Here is a 19,028-nt window from a genome sequence, read left to right as displayed (position 1 = left end):
TTATTTTACACTAACCTTATCTAAATAAAATAATCTATCCATATAAAGTCTATTGTAAAATTATCCTCGGCGTATTGTATATGAATGTAATATTTTAAGATTAGCAGTCTAACTTAAGTTCACCCCCCAAAAACCTCCCCACCACCACATCCCTTTCCTCCAAACTCTTTGAGCTTAAAATCTGTAACATCAAGCCATCAATTAGGTTTAAAACCATGTCAGCACTTGGTTTTAACGCATGAGTTTCCAAACTAAAAACCAGATCAAAAAGTTCTTTAAGTAGCCATTTTCTATATTCAAGCGCTATACGGTAGGCCTGCGGGTAAATCTGTTTAGTTTCAAAAATGGCTTTAAGTAATAGATAGTACAGGCTATTAAAATTGACATGTAAAACAATAATCTCTTTGAGTTTATCGCTTGAGGTTCGGTAACGGCTTGAGTAGATAATTGCCAGCACTTCTTCTTTGAGTTTGCTTTTTTGAAAGCATATGCACATTTCAATAAGTCGCTGTTTTGAGTGAAAGTAGTTATAAAAAGTGGCTTTAGGAATTTTGGATTTTTTGACGATTAAGTCCACGCCCGTATTGTGAAATCCATAGATATTAAACAGCTCTATTGCTGTATGAATAATCTGTAATTTTTTGGAAGATCTTTCTAAAGTTGGCATCGTTTTACCGTTATAAATTCTTGTTGTTGCTAAAAGAGATAAAAAAGCCTGTGCCTTTTCTGGGAGAAAAAAAGGCACAGCAAAGCCGTAAAGACTGTGCTTGGCACATCTCAAGTTTTATTGTTGCTAAGTTTTAGACGTAATGATTTAAAGCCTGAAAAGCCTATGGCCCATCAAACTGCTTTAAATTGATTTAAGTTGTGTCGAGATAGATTTTGACAGTGACTGCCGATAATTTATGAATGTGCATAGCCAACTCCTTCTTTTGGGAGTTCTGCCAAAGCATTATAAATTATGGTGGCAGAACGGAAGCAGGTTGACGGACTGGGTTCGACATCCAGCACACCCGAAGGTGTCCCACTCCCGTCCTACCGCTACGGGAGGGAACGAGGTGTGCACACAAGACTATTCCTCAGAAGAAATAATCCTGATGTGGTCGATCATCGGTCCGTCAAAACCGACTGGCAATGTAGGCCAGCCTGCAAATGGTAATCTTCAATATTTGAGCTGTCAATGTGAAATTGGCTAGAAATTATTTAATTAAATTATTGTTTTTCATTTAATTACATAATTAAGGAAAACCTTAAATATTGGCTTAACAATTTGCTTTTATAACAGCACTCTAACGCTTTCTTTTTATTGTGACTGCGCTTACTCGGCCATAAATATTTTAAATTTTGAGACTAAAAAAGGAGGTATTAGCCTCCTCTTTTAATTCAAACTATAAACGTTTGGTGGTAGTTAAATACCTTTATCTGCCAGATATTACTGAAGATTCTTTGAGTACGTTTTAGGTGATATTTGTGTGATCTCTTTCTTTTCTAGACGATTTAACAATGTGCCAAAGATTGCAGCAACAATGTACATAAATAATGAATAAACTGCTGCTGGCATAGCGGCCATACTGCTTGCCATTACTGTAAAAGCAATAGTCATGGCTAAGGTACTGTTATGAATTCCTATTTCAAACGCGCAAGCTTTTGCCTGAAAGCTATTTACACCTAATAATCGTGGAACAAAATAGCCAACCATTAAACTACATACGCAAAACAGCAAAGTTGCCAATCCAATTTGCCCAATATACGTCATCAGATTTTGATAATCTCGTGCAACTGCCAATATGATGATTGATACGAGAAAAACGATAGCAAAGATACGCACAGGTTTATTGAGCTTTTCGGCCGTATGCGGCGCAAAATGACGGACTAACATCCCGATCCCAACGGGCACTAAAATAATAAGAAAAACCTGTATGATTTTAGAGAATTGCAAACCTACATTTTGTCCATTTTCCATAAAGTGTTGTATTGCAAAATTCACAATTAACGGAAGTGTAAAGGCAGCGATGACCGAATTTATAGCCGTTAAAGTAATATTTAAAGCAATATCACCTTTATAGAGATAACTAAATAAATTAGCTGTTGGCCCGCCCGGTGACGCAGAAAGGAGCATCAATCCAACAGCAAGCATTGGTGGTAAAGCAAGAACCTTACAAATAATAAAAGCAATACCGACTAAAATAACCAGTTGGCAAAATAATGCGATAAATACGGCTTTTGGATGTTGTCGCACGCGTTTAAAGTCATTTATGGTCAACTCTAGACCCAAACCAGCCATAATAATTGCGAGTGCAATTGGTAAAAATACGGTAATTAATCCTGAACCCATAATCTCATTCCTTTTTTCATTTATTTATGGAGCTTCTAGTCCCATACGCTTATGTTTTTAATTAAAAGTTCTTATTAAACTTTTAGTTCTTTTCTTAAAATTTTACCCACATTCGACTTGGGTAATTCATTGATAAATTGAATATAGCGTGGTTGTTTGTAGCCAGTCAGGTTTTCTTTTGCATAGATTTGGATTTCTTCAACCGATAAAGAATCATCCTTTTTGACAATAAAGGCTTTAGGCACTTCACCCGATTTTTCATCTGCAATGCCAACCACGGCGACTTCTAAAATTTTTGGATGTTGGGCTAAAACTTCTTCAATTTCGTTCGGAAAAACATTAAAGCCTGATACTAAAATCATGTCTTTTTTACGGTCAATAATTTTGGTATAGCCTTTTTCATTCATAAAGCCAATATCACCTGTTCTAAAGAAACCATCAGCAGTCATGACCGCTTTCGTTTCTTCAGGTAAATTCCAATAACCTTTCATAACCTGCGGGCCACGAATCGCAATTTCTCCAGTTTCACCGGGTGCTAATTGATGACCTTCATCATCCAAAATAGCAATATCCGTGCTCGGTACAGGAATACCGATTGTGCCACTAAAAGTATTAGAGATTGGCGGGTTAAAAGTCGCAACAGGCGAAGTTTCTGATAAGCCATACCCTTCACGGATAATACGTCCTGTCAGTTTTTCCCATCCATCGGCCGTGGATTTCAAAATTGCCATACCGCCGCCTGTGGTAATTTCTAAACGGCTATGGTCCAATTTATTAAAGCCTTCATGATTAATCAGCGCATTAAATAAAGTATTTACAGCAGGAAAAACCGTAGGACGATATTTTTCAAAACAATGTACGAGAGCGTCTAAATCACGCGGGTTTGGAACCAAAACAGTGGCATAACCTTTATTCATTGCACTGTGCAATAAACAGACAGTAAAACCAAAAATATGATAAAGCGGTAAGGCACAGATCGCTATTTCATCTTCGAAAGCATCTCGGTCACCAAAGTAGCTTTTAAAAACCACATTATTTTGTAATAAGTTGGCGACAATATTTTTATGGGTTAATTCTGCGCCCTTGGATACACCTGTTGTTCCGCCCGTATATTGCAAAAGCACAGTATCCTCAAGAACAAGCTTAGGACGTATATAGTCTTGGGCATTTGCCTTCAATAAGATTTGCTTAAAAACGTATTTTTTAGAATCTAAGGTGTCTAATTCAGTAGGTTGCTCGACCAACATTTCAGTCATGGTGGTGGTAATAATTTGTTCAACCGCCACTTGCTCTTTGACAGCGTCATAAACAGGTAAAAGTTGTTCTAATATAAATAAGACTTTTGCGCCTGCATCATTTAATTGATGCTTTAACTCGCGGGCTGTATAGAGGGGGTTAATATTGACCAGAATGTAACCTGCACGAATGACGGCAAGTGAAATAATTGGGTACTGAATAATATTGGGCATCATCACGGCAACACGTGTACCTTTTTCTAGCCCTAAACTTTGCAAGAAAGTTGCTACTTGTCGACTATATAAATCGATTTCAGCATAAGAAAAAGATTGATCTGCAAATATAAAAGCCTTTCTTTGCTGGAACTTATTAAAACTGTTGTCCCAAAAATCGAGAAGTGAAGTTTGTTCATCCGGCAATGTAATCGTGCTTTCTATATTCCATTGCTTATATTCATCTAACCAGATCTGATTTGTCATCTTATTGTCCTTTTATGAGAGGGAGAAATGGAACTGTTCCTACTCCACTTTTTATATTTTCTTTAATCTTTTAATCTGCTTACTCTCGTGCAGAAATAAACTGTTTATATAACTAAGCGATCCATCAAATAGTTGAATTAAAATTTATAACCAATTTTCAAACCGTAACCGATTGAATAGTTATTTTTATATTCACCCACATAATATTCACTGCCTGCCTGAGCACCAAGCTGACCTTTGGCGTCACCAAGCCATAGATACTTCATTCCACCTGAAATAAAGTATTTTGAAGTTGGACTATATTGCGCACCAAGACCAACACTGTAATAACCTTTAGCTGGCCCACCTGTGGACACGCGCTCACCTGCTCCCGAGTCCCAGCCTACAGAAACTGAACCTGACCATTTATCGCTTAGGCGTTGTCCAATTCCAAGATTGGCAGACCATTGATCATCATAATAACGAACCAGATTAAAACCATTTGGACGACTTGGCGTTGATAGAACCCCAACAACTTCTGAGATTTCGCCAAAACGATAGGGTTTAAACTCAAAATCATTCCAGTGAACCCAACGTACGTTACCGAACAATAAAGTCCCTTTGCGTAATCCAGTCTGAAATTCCAAATTCACTGACTCTGGCGCTCTAAACTTAGTTGAGCCTGATGTGCCTGCTTCGGGTAAGCCCGCAACAATATGATTGAGTGCCTCCTTACGCGATTCAGTGAGTTGTCCTATAGAAACCATATACGCCAAATGCTGATCAAGAAAATCACGGCCTTGCTGCGTACTCAACATATCAACCAATGGCGCATTTTCATTGGCAGTCACTTCATGCATAATTTCTGAACGATAGGTTAATGAGGCTTTTATGGCTTTTTCGGGAATTTGATAACCAAATCCTGCCAGCCATCCCCAATCTCCAACTTCTTTGGCATTAAAGTCATAGCCATTATATAAACTGAAAACTTGACCTCTTAAATTGACGTTACTTTTAAATGTCTGATAAACAGGACCTGCATAAAAATTCCAGTTCTTATCCGGTTGATAACCCAATATCAGACTAAAATTTTGCATAACAAAATTCGATTTGGTGTTCCCTGTTACGACTTCTCCACCGGTCTTTTGGGCAAGTGTTGCTGAATCAATGCCCGGTACTAAAATCGTATCACTCGGCTTAGCAACAAAGCTGTTATTTCCATAATATTCTGAGTCGGAAGTAAAGGGCTGATCGTAAAGAAAACCAAATGAAAACTGAGGTGCTAACTGTAATTTCAAAGCTGCACTGGGACGATAATCAGAGTTTGCAATATCAGAAATACTATTACGTGTTGGGTTTGTACCCGCTTCTTGTCCTTCTAACGAAGTGTCTGAAACAGATAAACTTGCCTCAAAATAATTACCAGGTTGTAGAAATGCAGAAATTGATTGTCCTGTTCGATCAAATGCTGCTGCATAGAGTGGGCTCGTACAAAATGAAGCCATGACCATGACTAATGTTTTCTTTTTCATCTTTTAATCCGTCCTAGATTTTTATTTTTACTTATTAGGGCGCTCTTTACTGAACGCCTGATGTTTGTTTTACATAGTGATTCTTATTAGGTATTTTCTATAAATTCGGGTTGTTCTCCTTTCCTTTCAAACAGCGCGGTTAAGGAATGGTTCTTATTAGAACCATTCTTCTGACATATTGAGTGGAGTTGTCTCTACCGGATCAAGTACCGCTAACCAACTCATAATTTTCGGCATTTCCCAGCCAAAGAAATAATCACACGCGGCAAGCTTCCCACGCAGAAAATCAGGATCTGTTGAGTTCGGCATGAGTTTATGAATGACTACCGCTTGATCAAGCCATAACCACCCCACCACAAGATGTCCAAAAGCTTCCAAATAATTGGCGGCATTTGCCAGTTGAAGTTCTACATCAGTTAAAGCATGCAATTTCTCTGTTACATTTCGGATGAGTTGCCATTTTTGGTCTAATTGATCTGCATGATCTTTTAAAGAAGGCTCTGCTTTGGCTTGCGCGATCGTATTCATGATTTTTTCATGTAATAGCTTCATCGACAGTCCATGATTAAGACGAGTTTTTCTTCCTAATAAATCGAGCGCCTGAATGCCAAATGTTCCTTCATGAATCGGGTTGAGTCGATTGTCCCGATAAAACTGTTCAACATTATATTCACGGGTATAACCGTAGCCGCCATGAACTTGAATGGCTAAATCATTTGCCACCAGCCCCCATTCAGAAGACCAGCTTTTCACCACTGGTGTTAATAGATCAAGTAATTGATGGGCTTGATCGCGTTGCTCGGCATCTTCAAGCGAGTGAATATCATCGGTTAATCGAGCTGCATATAGGCACAGTGCTAATGCGCCTGAGACATATGCTTTTTGCGCCAAGAGCATACGGCGAACATCAGCATGTTGAATGAGCGGGATTTGTGGAGAACTTGGATTGCGTTCACTACGAGAACGGCCTTGTACTCGAGTTTTTGCATAATCTAAAGCATGAAGATAACCAGTATATCCCAATGCTGCTGCCCCAAGTCCAACCGAAATTCGGGCTTCATTCATCATATGGAACATATAGGCCAGCCCTTTACCAGCTTCGCCGACTAGTTCACCAATTGCGCCTGCTTCTCCTTCGGGTGTGAAACGGCCTTCCCCAAAATTCAGCACACAATTCACTGTTCCCCGATAACCCATCTTGTGGTTAATTCCAGCTAATACCACATCATTACGTTCACTTGGCTGTCCATTTTCATCGAGTAATTTGCGCGGTACAGTAAACAGAGAAATACCTTGCACACCTGCTGGTAATTGTCCATTTTCATCTGGAATTTTTGCCAAAACCAAATGAACAATATTGTCAGAAATATCGTGCTCGCCACCTGAAATCCACATTTTGTTTCCAAACAAACGATAACGACCATCTTTTGTTTTAATCGCACGTGTACGAATATCAGCCAGACTTGAACCTGCTTGCGGTTCAGATAAACACATCGTTCCGAAGCATTTGCCTTCTATCATGGCGTTGACATAGGGTTTAACTTTTTCAGGTTCTCCATGAGCCATTAATAAATTTGCATTACCAATGGTTAAAAAGGCGTAGCCCGCTGTTCCTGAATTGGCACCGAGTAGATATGCCATACCTGCACGCTCGATGGTATTGGGTAAGTTCATCCCATTCCAATCTGACGGAAACGCTGCACTCATCAAACCTGCGTCAGCAAAGGCCTTTAGTGCTACCCCGACTTCAGGATTGACAGTTACACGCTCCCCATCAAAAACAGGTTCGTTACTGTCATTTTTTTTATTATGTGGAGCAAATAAATCGGTTGCCAAAGCCTCGTAAACGTTTAAAACAGACGTATATTCAAAACGGTCCTGTCCTGCAAAAGTATCGCGTTGGCTGAGTTCTTCGACTTTTAGCCAATCGAATAGCAAAAAATCGACATCACGGCGAGATAGAATTAATTCATTGCTCATGGTTTATTCCTATACATTTACAAGTGTAAGCCACTCTGTCACAAGTGCCGGTTTTGTCTGATCTTCGATTTCAATCGTGACTTCCATGATCAACTGATAACTTCCCTTATTTTTTTGGGAAACATTTTTTAAGTGAAAATTTCCACGCACCCGCCTACCGCTATGTACAGGATTAATAAAACGCAAATTATTGATGCCATAATTCACGCCAGATTTCTGCCCCTGTACAGTCGGCAACACCTGAGCGGCCATCGCTGAAAGTAAAGAGAGTGTTAAAAAACCATGGGCAATCGTGCCACCAAAAGGTGTCTGACGAGCAGCTTCTTCATCCACATGAATAAATTGATGATCTTGTGTGACATCTGCAAAGGTATTAATCATGCTTTGATCAATGGTCATCCATTGCGAGCTACCTAATGCTTGGCCTTGCAACTCAACCAGTTGGTCGATGCTTAATGTATTTTTTGTCAAAATTATTCTCCTGCCATTGATGAAGCTTTTTTCAGCTCAAGCTCACCCTGAGCGCCTCCTCTGACAGGAACAAACTCATCTGTTCGGTCTGAAACATCAGCTAAACGTTGTGCTAAAACATGCGGAACTTGTTCATCCGTACCTAAATAAATTCCTTGCGTAAGGGTAATGTGGGCAGCTTCAAAACTACCTGCGCCAGCACAAAGAATCATACGGGTAGGTGCATCTTCGCTAACCAAAGTCGCGATTGCAGGACTGACCGCACTTGGAGCAAGAGCTTTAAGGGCTTCTTCGGGTAATAATCCTTCAAGCATACGAGTTGCAGCTGTTGGTGCTAGACAGTTCACCCGAACATTAGATTTTTCACCCTCTAAAGCCAGTGTCTGCATGAGTCCAACCAATGCCATTTTTGCAGCACTGTAGTTGGACTGCCCAAAATTGCCATATAGACCAGAGGATGAAGTCGTCATAACGATACGACCATATTTTTGCTCGCGCATGATATCCCATACCGCTTTAGTGCAATTTACTGCCCCCATTAAGTGGACATCAATCACGGTACGGAAGTCATCTAGTGACATTTTGCTAAAAGTTTTATCTCGGAGAATTCCAGCGTTATTAATTAAAATATCTACACGTCCCCAACGGGCAATTGTTTCATCTACCATCTGTTGAACTTGTTCAATATCAGTGACTGAAGCACCATTTGCCATCGCCTCGCCACCAGCCGCAATAATTTCATCCACGACTTTTTGGGCCGCCATGGTTGAGCCACCTTTTCCGTTCACATCGCTACCAAGATCATTCACGACCACTTTTGCACCCAAACGAGCCAGTAACAATGCATGTTCCCGCCCTAGACCTGCGCCTGCACCTGTAACAATAGCCACTCGATTGCTTAAATTAATTGTCATGATTTTTTCCTAAATATATGAATAAGATGTATTTAATACATGTTTTAATAAGCCGTCACGCCGCCATCAATTGCAATGGCTTGACCTGTGAGATATGAGTTTTCTTTGGCACACATCATCAGCATCATTGCCACCACTTCGCTTGGATGGCCAAGACGCTTCATTGGCGAGGCCTGGGCTAAAAAGTCTTGTTTCTCTTTGAGTTCACTGTCGACCACCATCGGAGTGGTTGTATAAAATGGACAAATTGCATTAACTCGAATGCCTTTATTTGCATATTCAATCGCTGCTGTTTTGGTTAATCCCACCACAGCATGCTTTGCCGCAGAATAGGCAGCCAATTTGGGAGCCGCACCTAAACCTGCAACAGAAGCAACATTCAGAATAATGCCACCCCCTTGTTGCAACATCTGACGAATTTGATGCTTCATACCAAAGAACACACCTTTGGCATTGACGGCAAAACTCAAATCCAGATCTGCTTCATCGGTATCAATAAAGCTTTTCATAGGCGGACTCATACCTGCATTATTGATCCCGACATCAATTCTACCAAACTGAGTAACTGCACTTTGCACCAAAGCCTGTACATCCGCTTCAGAGCTGACATCACACACTTGCGCAACCACCTCCACTCCTGCTTGGCGTAACGGTTCAACTACAGTATTTAACCCTTCAATATTCAAGTCACCCAACACTAATTTTGCACCATACTTCGCCAGTTGCTCTGCCAGCAATGCACCAAATCCACTCGCCGCACCTGTGATTAAGACCACTTGACCTGAATAATGTTCGTACATTGCTATTCCTCCCTAAATAGTTAAACCGCCATCAACCACAATACATTCACCATTCGTATAGCTCGCAGCATCTGACACTAAATAAAGTACAGTTCCAGCCATTTCACGTGGTTCTGCGTGACGGCGTAATGGAATTGTGTCCATCCAGCTTTTATAAATATCTTCATTTTCAAATAGTGCCGAAGCAAATTTGGTCTTGGTAAGACCCGGCAATAAAGCATTCACTCGAATGCCCAATGGTCCACATTCTTTTGCAAAGGCTTTGGTCATATTCACCACCGCAGCTTTGGTAATAGAATAAATACCTTGTCGATCTCCGGGTTGCAGGGCATTTACAGATGCGGTATTAACAATTGCACCGCCACCCTGTTCTTTCATTAATTTACCTGCCTCAACAGACATGAAGAAATATCCACGAATGTTGACTTCAACCGTTTTGTTATAGGCCCCAATATCTGTATCTAGAATATGACCAAAATAAGGGTTGGCAGCTGCATTATTGACTAAAATATCTAAACGACCGTGTTCTTTACGAATATATTCAAAAATTGCTGCAATATCTTCGAGTTTACCTACATGACAAGCGGCTGCCTCCGCTTTACCATTTGCTGCAATAATTTCATTAGCAACGCGTTGGCAATCTTCAATCTTGCGACTAGATACAATTACATGTGCACCTTGTTCTGCTAAAAGTTTGGCAATTTCCTCACCAATACCACGGCTTGCACCTGTAACTAAGGCTATTTTTCCAGTCAAATCAAATAAATGTGTTGCCATATCATTTCCTTATGTTCATAGGTTTTATAAAAATTAGTTGTAATCAACGCTTTCTAAATGCTGTTACCACAAGCGCTACATTCAAAATTCACAGTATTAATCACTCTATTTCTTATGCTATTTCCTGACCATATCTAACTTGTTACAATGAATAAAATGAATTGTTTGAATAACAAACTATGAATGAAATGAATAATAATATTGCCTCTCTTGCTCGTATTGACCTGAATTTATTTCGTGTATTTGTGGCAATTTATAAAGAAAAAAATCTAACACGGGCTAGTGAACAACTTTTTCTAAGTCAACCTGCTGTTAGCCATGCATTAGCTCGTTTACGTGATCATTTTAATGACCCATTATTTATTCGAGATGGACACGGTGTTGTTCCATCACCTTTAGCCAAACGTTTATGGCCTAAAATTGAACAGTCATTACAACTTATGCATCAAGCAATTCAAAGCACGCATGACTTTGTACCAGCACGAGATTTAAAGCATCTCACAATTGCTATGAATGATGAGTATGAAGGAATTTTTTTACCCTCTATTATTCAGCACTTAACTCAATTTAATCCTAATTTACAGTTAAATAGCGTACGCATTGATCGTAAAAACTTAAGACATGAGCTTTCTACGGGAAAAATCGATTTTGCGATTGATGTTCAACATTCGGTTGAAGATAGCATTGGTTATGAATGTCTTACTAAAGATCAATTTGTAGTAATAAGTCGCGAGCAGCATCCTTTATTATCCAAAACGAACCTAACCAAAGAAATTTATTTAGAAGCTAAGCACATTACAGTGTCCTCTCGTCCTACAGGTCGTGTCTTTGAAGATTTTTTCTTATCTAAACAAGGTATCAAAAGAACGATTAGTTTCCGCTGCCAACAATATGAAACGGCAATCCGATTAATTACACAAATGGACCATTTACTCACGATTCCTCAATGTCAAATTGCTCATTTTAAAGATACTTACCCTCAAATTAAGGTGCATCCGCTACCGATAGATATTGTTGGATATCAGATGAATTTATATTGGGATCAACAAAAGTCCCATGAACACCAAATCGTATGGTGTAAGAGTCAAATATTGCAGCTTATGAATAGTTTATAAAATAGTAAATTTATGACAGTAAAATTCTATTTCGCTTGCACTGCTCATATTTTTATGTATGATTGAGTAATCACTCAATTAATATTTTTGTATATGGCTCGTCCTCGTAGTGAAGATAAACGTAATGCAATTTTAAGTGCTGCTATCGAAACATTGGCAGAGCTTGGCGAGCGTGCGTCTACCTCAAAAATTGCCAAAGTTGCTGGCGTGGCAGAAGGTACTTTATTTACCTATTTTAGTAATAAAGAAGAACTGCTGAACCAGTTATATCTTTCGCTAAAGGCCGAACTGCGTCAGGTGATGATGCTTAGTTACCCGACTAACGCTGACCTGCAAACACAAATGTCGCATATCTGGCAAAGCTATTTGGACTGGAGTTTAGAAGCTCCCCTTAAACGTAAAGTAATGGCGCAGCTTTCAACATCGGAACAAATTACTGAGCAAAGTAAACAAATTGGTATGCAAACCTTTTGTGACCTGACTCAAAACATTCAAGAATGTATTAATGACGGAAAATTAAGAGATTACCCACCGTTATTTATTGCTTCAATTTTAGGTGCGCTTGCCGAAGTTACACTCAATTTTATTGCCCAAGACCCTTCTCAAACCGAGCGTTATCGAAAATCTGGTTTTGAAGCGTTTTGGCATGCAGTTTCAATATAGATAAAAATAAGGATGCAAGACGTCCTTATTTTTGAATGAATTAATGAGTGAGTAAATACTCATTTAAATAAATCTAAATAAGCACTTAGCCCAAGTTCTTTATTTGTACATATAGGTTTGTTCCAATAAGGAAAAACAAAATGACTATTTCAAACACAACAGACTTGCCTGCTCCCTTAATGCCATCTCAACAACACAATGGCAAATTTAGAAATACGCGTCCAAATCAACACAAGCCTTCTTTTGGTAAAACGCTTCAGCTCATGTGGAAGTTTTTATTTAATAAACCAAAAGACACAGTTCCGAACAAAGAAATTCCTGTTTTAAGTTTGTCGAAAGAACAGTTATTAAGTGCGCCCGATCGCTCTCTATTTCGTTTGGGCCACTCAACCATCTTGTTAAAACTGCAAAATGAATTTTGGTTAACCGACCCAGTGTTTTCAGAGCGTGCTTCGCCTTTTCAATGGCTTGGACCAAAACGTTTCCACCAGCCACCAATTAGCATTGCGAACTTACCACCTATTAAAGGCGTGATTTTGTCGCATAACCACTACGACCACCTAGACTACCATGCAGTGATGCAACTTCACGATAAAGTTGAGCATTTCTTAACACCGCTTGGTGTGGGTGACACACTCATTAAATGGGGAATTCCAGCAGAAAAAGTTCAACAACTTGATTGGTGGGATACTACCCATGTAGATGGACTAAAATTGGTGGCTACCCCTGCTCATCATTTTTCAGGCCGTGGTATGGGCGATAGCAATGCGACACTTTGGGCATCGTGGGTGATTATTGATAATGACTTACGTGTATTTTTTAGTGGAGATACGGGCTATTTTGACGGGTTTAAAGAGATCGGTCATCGTTATGGCCCTTTCGATCTAACCATGTTAGAAACGGGTGCTTACGACCCCGAATGGCCTGATGTTCACATGCAACCAGAGCAAACTTTACAAGCTCATATCGATTTAAAAGGCCGTCATTTGTTGCCTATCCATAACGGTACTTTCGACTTGGCGCTTCATGCTTGGGACGACCCTTTTGATCGTATCGTCGCTTTGGCTCAACAAAATAATTTAGCAATTAGCACACCGCAAATGGGTGAATTATTGAACTTAAACTCGCCAAATGTTGAAAATTATTGGTGGCGTTCGTAGTTTAATATAAATAAGCCAAACATTCATTTGCAGTGTTCGGCTTATCTTATTTATAACTTTGGGTGATCTTCACGAAGTACTCTTTTTAAGCTCTTCTATTATCGCTAAAGCTGTCTTTTTAGCTGAAAACGGGTTTTGACCGGTAATTAACTTACCATCTTGAACGACGTATGGTGCAAAAGGAATAAAGGCCTTATCATAATGTGCACCATATTCTTTAGCTAACTCTTCGGCATTATAAGGGACTTTTTTTGCCTCTCCTGCCAAAACCTCTTCACTCCATGCAAAACCTGTTAACCTTTTACCTTCTATTAGTCGTTTGCCATTTGAGAGCCTGACATTGAGCAAACCACAGTAGCCATGACAAACACTCGAAACAATACCGCCTTTTTCATAAATATTTTTGGTGATTTCTTGAAGTTCAGGGTTATCTAAAAAATCCCACATCACACCGTGACCACCTGTGTAGTAAATCACGTCATAGTCTTGCCAATTAATATCGGAAGGCTTAAATGTATTAGCCAATAAAGTCATAAAGGCTTGATCATCTTCCCTCGCTTTTACAGACTTGTCAGAAACCAAAGCTCCTAATGATTTTGGTTCTATCGGAGTTTTTCCGCCGTTGGGACTCACGATATCTTGCACATAACTTTGCTTTTCAAATTCATCATAGGCATGGGTGAGTTCGCCTAACCATAGGCCTGTTGGTTCATCTACATCCTTATAGCGTGAAACATTGGTGACGACGTGTAATATGCGTTTAGACATTTTCTCACCTCATTTTTCATATTTATAATTCTATTCTTTCATCTATCAAAGCATAGAAAGCTGTTAATGAAAGTGTGTGGTTAGTAAAGTTATGAACCTTGCTTTTACACTACTATAAGTCTAAAGTTAACTTTAATGTCAATAGAGTCTGTGCCATGAATATTAGCGAGTTATCGAAACTAAGCGGCTTAAGCACCCCTACAATTCGTTACTACGAGCAAATCAAACTCTTACCTAAAGCAAAAAGAAAATCGAATGGTTACCGTGAATATACCGATAACGATTTGAAGCAACTTTCTCTTATCCAACAAGCCCAGCAAGTTGGTTTTTCTTTAGCAGAAATTAAAGCTTTTTTGCCTTCAAAAGTTGCCACTTGGAACCATGATGCCCTTATTCAAACAATTGAATTAAAAATTCAAGAAATCGAGCTTTTAGAACAAAAACTCAAGGTGAGTAAGCAAAACTTACGTACCATGATTAATGCCATTAATGACAAACCCGATGAAATTACCTGCGAACAAAATGCAGAACGGCTCATGAATCTCTATTTCGACAAAGCAAAAACACCGTAGTTTTAAACTTTAAATAGAACTTTTCTTGAAAAAAACCAATTGCAGGCCAAAGCTGTAATTCGTCTTTTCCATGCAAATATTATAGAAAAAAATCAGCTTATCTTTTGATAGTGAAGACCTATCGCGCCAGAAGCAAACGTTTTATTTTCAATGAGTTTAAGATTGGTTTTTTCTTTAATACCTTGAAATAGTGGTAAGCCACTACCAATCAGCACGGGCGAAACCGTGATTTTATACTCATCGATTAAACCAAGTTGCATCAAATAGTGTGCGAATCTTGGACTCCCTAAAATCACCATATCCTTGCCTGGTTGCTGTTTGAGCTTATTAATTTCTTCTTTAACATGATCTTTTACAAGCCTAGAATTATTCCACTCAACTTTATCTAAGGTTGTTGAAAAAACGATTTTCTCTGTTTTTTCAATCCACTCAGCATGATTGCGTTCATGTTCTGAGGCTTCTGGATTTGAAAGCATGGTTGGCCAGTAATTATGCATCATCTGGTAAGTCGCACGTCCCCAAATCACCGTATCGGCAGTGCTCAAAATTTCTTTCGCATGGTTTGCTAAATCGGCATCGTAAGCAATCCAGCCTATGTCCATTGCCCCATTTGGACCTTCGACAAAACTGTCAAGCGATGCATGTAGAAATAGTATGAGTTTTCTCATTATTCTCATTCCTTTGTTATGAAAAATATTTATCGCTTTTTAGTATATTCAATTTGAATTATTTCTTATGCAGTGTTTTGTTTTCTGTTTTTCTTTCTATCCATATTAAGTCGTATTTAATTGAAATATTTAAAAATAACCCGAATAAGAGTGACTCCTTATTCGGGACAATCTATAAACATACTATTTTAATAAAAGCTTTTAATTAATAACCAATGGACCAGAACCCGGTAGCTCCGTCACTAACTTATAACCCATCAGTTTTGCAGGTGTGTATGTACCACCCTTAACGGTATTTTTGAGCAAATAATTCACTACAGTCAGTGACCCATTTACGGTAAGGCTATAAGCGTTTTCCGTTTGGATGCGGGCGGTTTTGATTTCCCCACGTGAATTTCTTGCTTCTCCCCAAACATAGGTGGGTACTTTCGCGCGGAGTTCCTCATTTGGCCCAAAAACCGTTTTTTCAATACGTGATTTAATAAACTTTTGCACGGCATTGAGTTTTAATACAGGGCGGAAGCAGTTCATCATTTTCGCGCCCATAATCATTTTGGGAAATGCAGGTACAAATACTTCAATATTTGGAATACCTGTTGTATAGAACGCTGTAGATACGTCTCCCCACGGAACACTCATGGCACTTTTTTTACCATCACCAAAATCAATGGTACGCACATAATGGGCTAATGGAACGGTGGTAATTTTTCCGTTTTTACGAATTTTTCCACCCTCTGCCATACCTTCTGTACTGGTTTTGGCAGTACCCGGTGAAAATCCGGTTCTAGAGTCGAAACCAAGCGCTAAATGGGTCGCATCTGGCAATGCTTCTTTGAGCGCAGCAGCCACACAATCTGTTGGAATCACATCGAAACCGACACCCGGACAAAGCACAACATCGGCTTTTTCAGCTTGACTATTAAGTGACTGTGCCAATTCAAATACAGCGATTTCACCAGTAATATCTAGATAGTGAACACCTGCCTTTATACAAGCTTCCATCATAGGTTTTGATGTTGCTGAAAATGGCCCTGCACAGTGCATGACCAGTTTAAAGCCTTGGAGTTGTTCACTTACTACATCTACGTTATCCAGCCCAAAAGCTTTATAGTCGAGTTCCAGCTCCTGAGCTAATGTTTCAACCTTAGCTTTGTTACGACCAGCCAGAGTTGGTTTTAGACCTTGGCGTACAGCTTCACGAGCGATTAACTCGCCCGTGTAGCCATTTGCTCCATAAATTATCCAGTTTGAATCGTTAGGATTTGTCATAACACAACTCACTTATTAAGAAGCAAATGAATAGTCACGCATGCCTTTTTTGTATTGGCGAGTACGGCATGACATCGCTGATTGTTGCAAAATTAAAGCCCAAGCTGGTGAAACATTTGGTTTTGTTTTTTTACCTGCACTTAAATTACGTAACTGGAATTTGACCACAGCCATATTGGCAAGTGAAGCAAGTGTTTTGTTCTTCCAAGTAATTGGTTTTAACTCAGAAGTAAGATTCTGGCCTTGTTTCCAAGCATTTGGCAAATTAGGTTCAATTGCTAAAGCTGTGGCAATACCGACCATATCTACACCGCTTTCAATTACTTTCTCTGCCACTTGTCTACGGCGTATGCCACCTGTCACCATAACAGGCATTTTGGCAACTTTACGAATTTCTTGTGCAAATTCTAAAAAGTAAGCTTCGCGAGCAAGTGTGCGACCATCACGTGCTTGACCTTGCATGGCTGGCGCTTCATAGCTACCGCCTGAAAGTTCAACCAAATCGACTGCATGTTCATTTAACATTTTAACCACTTGTTGAGCATCTTCAGCGCTAAACCCACCACGTTGGAAATCGGCTGAATTTAGTTTCACTGCAACAGTAAACTGAGGCGAAACTACTTTACGAACAGCTTCAACAATCTCTATTAAAATGCGAGCGCGGTTTTCTAAAGAACCACCCCATTGATCTTGGCGTTTATTACTCAGTGGAGAAAGAAACTGGCTTAATAAATAACCATGCGCTGCATGAATTTCTACACCAGTAAATCCTGCTTTTTCACCTAAACGCGCCGTATTTGCAAAACGCTGAATCACTTCTGCAATCATAGATTCGGTCATTTCAATTGGTGTGTTAAAACGATTTGACATTTTGCCAAGATCAAGTGAAATAGCCGATGGTGCCCACGTCTGCTGGCCTAGGTTAGCTTGCATTTGGCGACCCGGATGGTTAATTTGAAGCCACATCTGAGCGCCTTTTGAGCGCCCAATTTTTGCCCATTTTTTAAAAGTATACAGATGCTTTTCATCTTCAAGTACTACACCGCCCGGTCCAGTCATTGCTCGGCGGTCTACCATTACATTTCCGGTAATGATTAAACCTACGCCACCATTTGCCCAAGCCTGATATAAACGCATTAATTCTTCTGATGGTGCGTGGTTTAAATCAGCCATGTTTTCTTCCATTGCCGCTTTAGCAATACGGTTTGGAACATATGAGCCATTTGGGAATACTAATTTTTCGAACACTTTCATTGGAATGACCTCATTCAGTATGGCTTTACTTTAAGATTAAAGCTAACTTTAATGTCAATACCTTTTAGCATTTCTATATTTATTACTTTCAATTTCATTTACTTATAAATAAAAAAGAGGCACTTAATAGGCCTCTTTTTTAAAGTTTAAAGCTTTAAATTATTCGCGAATAAACGTCAATAAGTCAGCATTAATCACTTCATGGTTTACAGTTAACATACCGTGAGAAAAACCCGGATAGATCTTGAGTTGGCTATTTTGAAGTAACTCAGCAGATTTTACGCCAGACGTTTTATAAGGCACGATCTGATCGTCATCACCATGTAACACCAAAACAGGAATGGTGATTTTCTTTAAATCTTCGGTAAAGTCAGTTTGTGAGAACGCCACAATACCATCGTAATGCGCTTTTGCACTACCCGTCATACCCTGACGCCACCAGTTAGCAATAATACCTTCAGATGGTTTCGCATCTGGTCGGTTAAAACCATAGAACGGACCAGATGGAAGATCTCGGAAAAATTGCGCACGGTTGGTGAGAACCTGATTTTGCAGATCATCAAAAACTTCTTTTGGTAAACCTTCAGGATTATTTTCAGTTTTAACCATCAGTGGCGGAACTGCACTGACAAGAACAGCTTTTTTAACATTGTCTTGGCCATGACGTGCAATATAATGAGCTACTTCACCACCGCCCGTTGAGTGGCCAATGTGAATTGCATTTTTAATATTCAGATGTTTAACCACTTCTGCAACGTCATCTGCGTAGTGGTCCATATCGTGACCATCCCACACCTGACTTGAACGTCCATGTCCCCGTCTATCATGAGCAACTACACGAAAACCTTCTTTAAGGAAAAAAAGCAACTGTGTGTCCCAATCATCTGAACTTAAAGGCCATCCATGATGAAAAAATAAAACTTGGGCATCACGTGGTCCCCAATCTTTATAGAAAATTTCTACGCCGTCTTTTGTGGTTACATATCCCATCTTTGTTCTCCTGGTGAAAAACTGCTTGTTGATTCGTTATAAAGGATTGAATATTTATACTAAGTT

18 protein-coding genes are annotated in these 19,028 nt (G+C 39.4%); 4 read left to right on the top strand and 14 right to left on the bottom strand.

Features of this window, described 5'->3' with window-relative positions:
* Positions 1 to 100: 100 nt before the first annotated feature.
* The 9 genes from AC52J8_RS08555 to AC52J8_RS08515 all read right to left on the bottom strand — a co-directional run bounded on the left by AC52J8_RS08555 (position 101) and on the right by AC52J8_RS08515 (position 10,503).
* Positions 101 to 667 carry a TetR/AcrR family transcriptional regulator gene (locus AC52J8_RS08555; RefSeq protein ID WP_214285113.1) on the bottom strand — a complete coding sequence of 189 codons (567 nt, stop codon included), beginning with the start codon at positions 665 to 667 and terminating at the stop codon, positions 101 to 103.
* A gap of 765 nt (positions 668 to 1,432) precedes the next feature.
* Entirely contained in the window at positions 1,433 to 2,335 is a 903-nt protein-coding gene (locus tag AC52J8_RS08550) for a bile acid:sodium symporter family protein (RefSeq protein ID WP_014206870.1), read from the bottom strand.
* A 74-nt stretch (positions 2,336 to 2,409) separates the two neighbouring features.
* Positions 2,410 to 4,050: an AMP-binding protein gene (locus AC52J8_RS08545; protein ID WP_208753274.1), complete on the bottom strand. Its 1,641-nt coding sequence runs from the start codon at positions 4,048 to 4,050 to the stop codon at positions 2,410 to 2,412.
* Between the two features lie 137 nt (positions 4,051 to 4,187).
* Positions 4,188 to 5,561, bottom strand: a complete 1,374-nt coding sequence (locus AC52J8_RS08540; RefSeq protein ID WP_130172573.1) for an outer membrane protein transport protein — start codon at positions 5,559 to 5,561, stop codon at positions 4,188 to 4,190.
* Between the two features lie 156 nt (positions 5,562 to 5,717).
* A complete protein-coding gene (locus AC52J8_RS08535; RefSeq protein WP_208753275.1) occupies positions 5,718 to 7,541 on the bottom strand; it encodes an acyl-CoA dehydrogenase in 1,824 nt (607 codons plus the stop codon).
* A gap of 9 nt (positions 7,542 to 7,550) precedes the next feature.
* Entirely contained in the window at positions 7,551 to 8,012 is a 462-nt protein-coding gene (locus AC52J8_RS08530; RefSeq protein WP_336015683.1) for a MaoC family dehydratase, read from the bottom strand.
* Between the two features lie 2 nt (positions 8,013 to 8,014).
* On the bottom strand, positions 8,015 to 8,926 hold the full coding sequence (locus tag AC52J8_RS08525; RefSeq protein WP_208753276.1) for an SDR family NAD(P)-dependent oxidoreductase: 912 nt from the start codon (positions 8,924 to 8,926) through the stop codon (positions 8,015 to 8,017).
* Between the two features lie 44 nt (positions 8,927 to 8,970).
* Complete coding sequence (locus tag AC52J8_RS08520; protein WP_199993339.1) at positions 8,971 to 9,726, bottom strand: SDR family NAD(P)-dependent oxidoreductase; 756 nt, start codon at positions 9,724 to 9,726, stop codon at positions 8,971 to 8,973.
* A gap of 12 nt (positions 9,727 to 9,738) precedes the next feature.
* Positions 9,739 to 10,503: an SDR family oxidoreductase gene (locus tag AC52J8_RS08515; protein ID WP_000190710.1), complete on the bottom strand. Its 765-nt coding sequence runs from the start codon at positions 10,501 to 10,503 to the stop codon at positions 9,739 to 9,741.
* Between the two features lie 179 nt (positions 10,504 to 10,682).
* Here AC52J8_RS08515 and AC52J8_RS08510 point away from each other — a divergent pair, with 179 nt between their 5' ends.
* The 3 genes from AC52J8_RS08510 to AC52J8_RS08500 all read left to right on the top strand — a co-directional run bounded on the left by AC52J8_RS08510 (position 10,683) and on the right by AC52J8_RS08500 (position 13,441).
* Entirely contained in the window at positions 10,683 to 11,618 is a 936-nt protein-coding gene (locus tag AC52J8_RS08510; protein ID WP_208753277.1) for a LysR family transcriptional regulator, read from the top strand.
* Between the two features lie 93 nt (positions 11,619 to 11,711).
* Positions 11,712 to 12,281: a TetR/AcrR family transcriptional regulator gene (locus AC52J8_RS08505; RefSeq protein ID WP_101663354.1), complete on the top strand. Its 570-nt coding sequence runs from the start codon at positions 11,712 to 11,714 to the stop codon at positions 12,279 to 12,281.
* Between the two features lie 140 nt (positions 12,282 to 12,421).
* The gene (locus AC52J8_RS08500; protein ID WP_208753278.1) at positions 12,422 to 13,441 is read left to right on the top strand and encodes an MBL fold metallo-hydrolase; all 1,020 of its coding nucleotides are present in this window, start codon (positions 12,422 to 12,424) and stop codon (positions 13,439 to 13,441) included.
* Positions 13,442 to 13,510: 69 nt separating this feature from the next.
* Here AC52J8_RS08500 and AC52J8_RS08495 read toward each other — a convergent pair whose 3' ends face one another.
* Complete coding sequence (locus AC52J8_RS08495) at positions 13,511 to 14,209, bottom strand: type 1 glutamine amidotransferase domain-containing protein (RefSeq protein WP_086399372.1); 699 nt, start codon at positions 14,207 to 14,209, stop codon at positions 13,511 to 13,513.
* Positions 14,210 to 14,364: 155 nt separating this feature from the next.
* Between AC52J8_RS08495 and AC52J8_RS08490 the strand changes: the two genes are divergently transcribed.
* The gene (locus AC52J8_RS08490; RefSeq protein WP_005128575.1) at positions 14,365 to 14,781 is read left to right on the top strand and encodes a MerR family transcriptional regulator; all 417 of its coding nucleotides are present in this window, start codon (positions 14,365 to 14,367) and stop codon (positions 14,779 to 14,781) included.
* Positions 14,782 to 14,873: 92 nt separating this feature from the next.
* On the opposite strand, the gene AC52J8_RS08485 is transcribed toward AC52J8_RS08490, so the two are convergent.
* The 4 genes from AC52J8_RS08485 to AC52J8_RS08470 all read right to left on the bottom strand — a co-directional run bounded on the left by AC52J8_RS08485 (position 14,874) and on the right by AC52J8_RS08470 (position 18,962).
* Complete coding sequence (locus tag AC52J8_RS08485; RefSeq protein ID WP_005128573.1) at positions 14,874 to 15,449, bottom strand: dihydrofolate reductase family protein; 576 nt, start codon at positions 15,447 to 15,449, stop codon at positions 14,874 to 14,876.
* Between the two features lie 201 nt (positions 15,450 to 15,650).
* Positions 15,651 to 16,718, bottom strand: coding sequence for a saccharopine dehydrogenase family protein (locus AC52J8_RS08480; RefSeq protein ID WP_086399373.1), 1,068 nt, complete (start codon positions 16,716 to 16,718; stop codon positions 15,651 to 15,653).
* Between the two features lie 15 nt (positions 16,719 to 16,733).
* Positions 16,734 to 17,972 carry an NADH:flavin oxidoreductase/NADH oxidase family protein gene (locus AC52J8_RS08475; protein WP_086611549.1) on the bottom strand — a complete coding sequence of 413 codons (1,239 nt, stop codon included), beginning with the start codon at positions 17,970 to 17,972 and terminating at the stop codon, positions 16,734 to 16,736.
* 159 nt (positions 17,973 to 18,131) lie between these two features.
* A complete protein-coding gene (locus AC52J8_RS08470; RefSeq protein WP_002113902.1) occupies positions 18,132 to 18,962 on the bottom strand; it encodes an alpha/beta fold hydrolase in 831 nt (276 codons plus the stop codon).
* Positions 18,963 to 19,028: the final 66 nt, after the last annotated feature.

Source organism: Acinetobacter sp. S-1 (assembly GCF_059579785.1).
Note: the sequence above shows the minus strand (reverse complement) of the source record. Positions and strands in the feature narration are given on the sequence as shown.

Excerpts from the sequence above, each read along its gene's own strand:
- AC52J8_RS08555 (WP_214285113.1), bottom strand. The coding sequence starts at position 667 with ATGCCAACTTTAGAAAGATCTTCCAAAAAATTACAGATTATTCATACA.
- AC52J8_RS08550 (WP_014206870.1), bottom strand. The coding sequence starts at position 2,335 with ATGGGTTCAGGATTAATTACCGTATTTTTACCAATTGCACTCGCAATT.
- AC52J8_RS08545 (WP_208753274.1), bottom strand. The coding sequence starts at position 4,050 with ATGACAAATCAGATCTGGTTAGATGAATATAAGCAATGGAATATAGAA.
- AC52J8_RS08540 (WP_130172573.1), bottom strand. The coding sequence starts at position 5,561 with ATGAAAAAGAAAACATTAGTCATGGTCATGGCTTCATTTTGTACGAGC.
- AC52J8_RS08535 (WP_208753275.1), bottom strand. The coding sequence starts at position 7,541 with ATGAGCAATGAATTAATTCTATCTCGCCGTGATGTCGATTTTTTGCTA.
- AC52J8_RS08525 (WP_208753276.1), bottom strand. The coding sequence starts at position 8,926 with ATGACAATTAATTTAAGCAATCGAGTGGCTATTGTTACAGGTGCAGGC.
- AC52J8_RS08520 (WP_199993339.1), bottom strand. The coding sequence starts at position 9,726 with ATGTACGAACATTATTCAGGTCAAGTGGTCTTAATCACAGGTGCGGCG.
- AC52J8_RS08515 (WP_000190710.1), bottom strand. The coding sequence starts at position 10,503 with ATGGCAACACATTTATTTGATTTGACTGGAAAAATAGCCTTAGTTACA.
- AC52J8_RS08510 (WP_208753277.1), top strand. The coding sequence starts at position 10,683 with ATGAATGAAATGAATAATAATATTGCCTCTCTTGCTCGTATTGACCTG.
- AC52J8_RS08505 (WP_101663354.1), top strand. The coding sequence starts at position 11,712 with ATGGCTCGTCCTCGTAGTGAAGATAAACGTAATGCAATTTTAAGTGCT.
- AC52J8_RS08500 (WP_208753278.1), top strand. The coding sequence starts at position 12,422 with ATGACTATTTCAAACACAACAGACTTGCCTGCTCCCTTAATGCCATCT.
- AC52J8_RS08495 (WP_086399372.1), bottom strand. The coding sequence starts at position 14,209 with ATGTCTAAACGCATATTACACGTCGTCACCAATGTTTCACGCTATAAG.
- AC52J8_RS08490 (WP_005128575.1), top strand. The coding sequence starts at position 14,365 with ATGAATATTAGCGAGTTATCGAAACTAAGCGGCTTAAGCACCCCTACA.
- AC52J8_RS08485 (WP_005128573.1), bottom strand. The coding sequence starts at position 15,449 with ATGAGAAAACTCATACTATTTCTACATGCATCGCTTGACAGTTTTGTC.
- AC52J8_RS08480 (WP_086399373.1), bottom strand. The coding sequence starts at position 16,718 with ATGACAAATCCTAACGATTCAAACTGGATAATTTATGGAGCAAATGGC.
- AC52J8_RS08475 (WP_086611549.1), bottom strand. The coding sequence starts at position 17,972 with ATGAAAGTGTTCGAAAAATTAGTATTCCCAAATGGCTCATATGTTCCA.
- AC52J8_RS08470 (WP_002113902.1), bottom strand. The coding sequence starts at position 18,962 with ATGGGATATGTAACCACAAAAGACGGCGTAGAAATTTTCTATAAAGAT.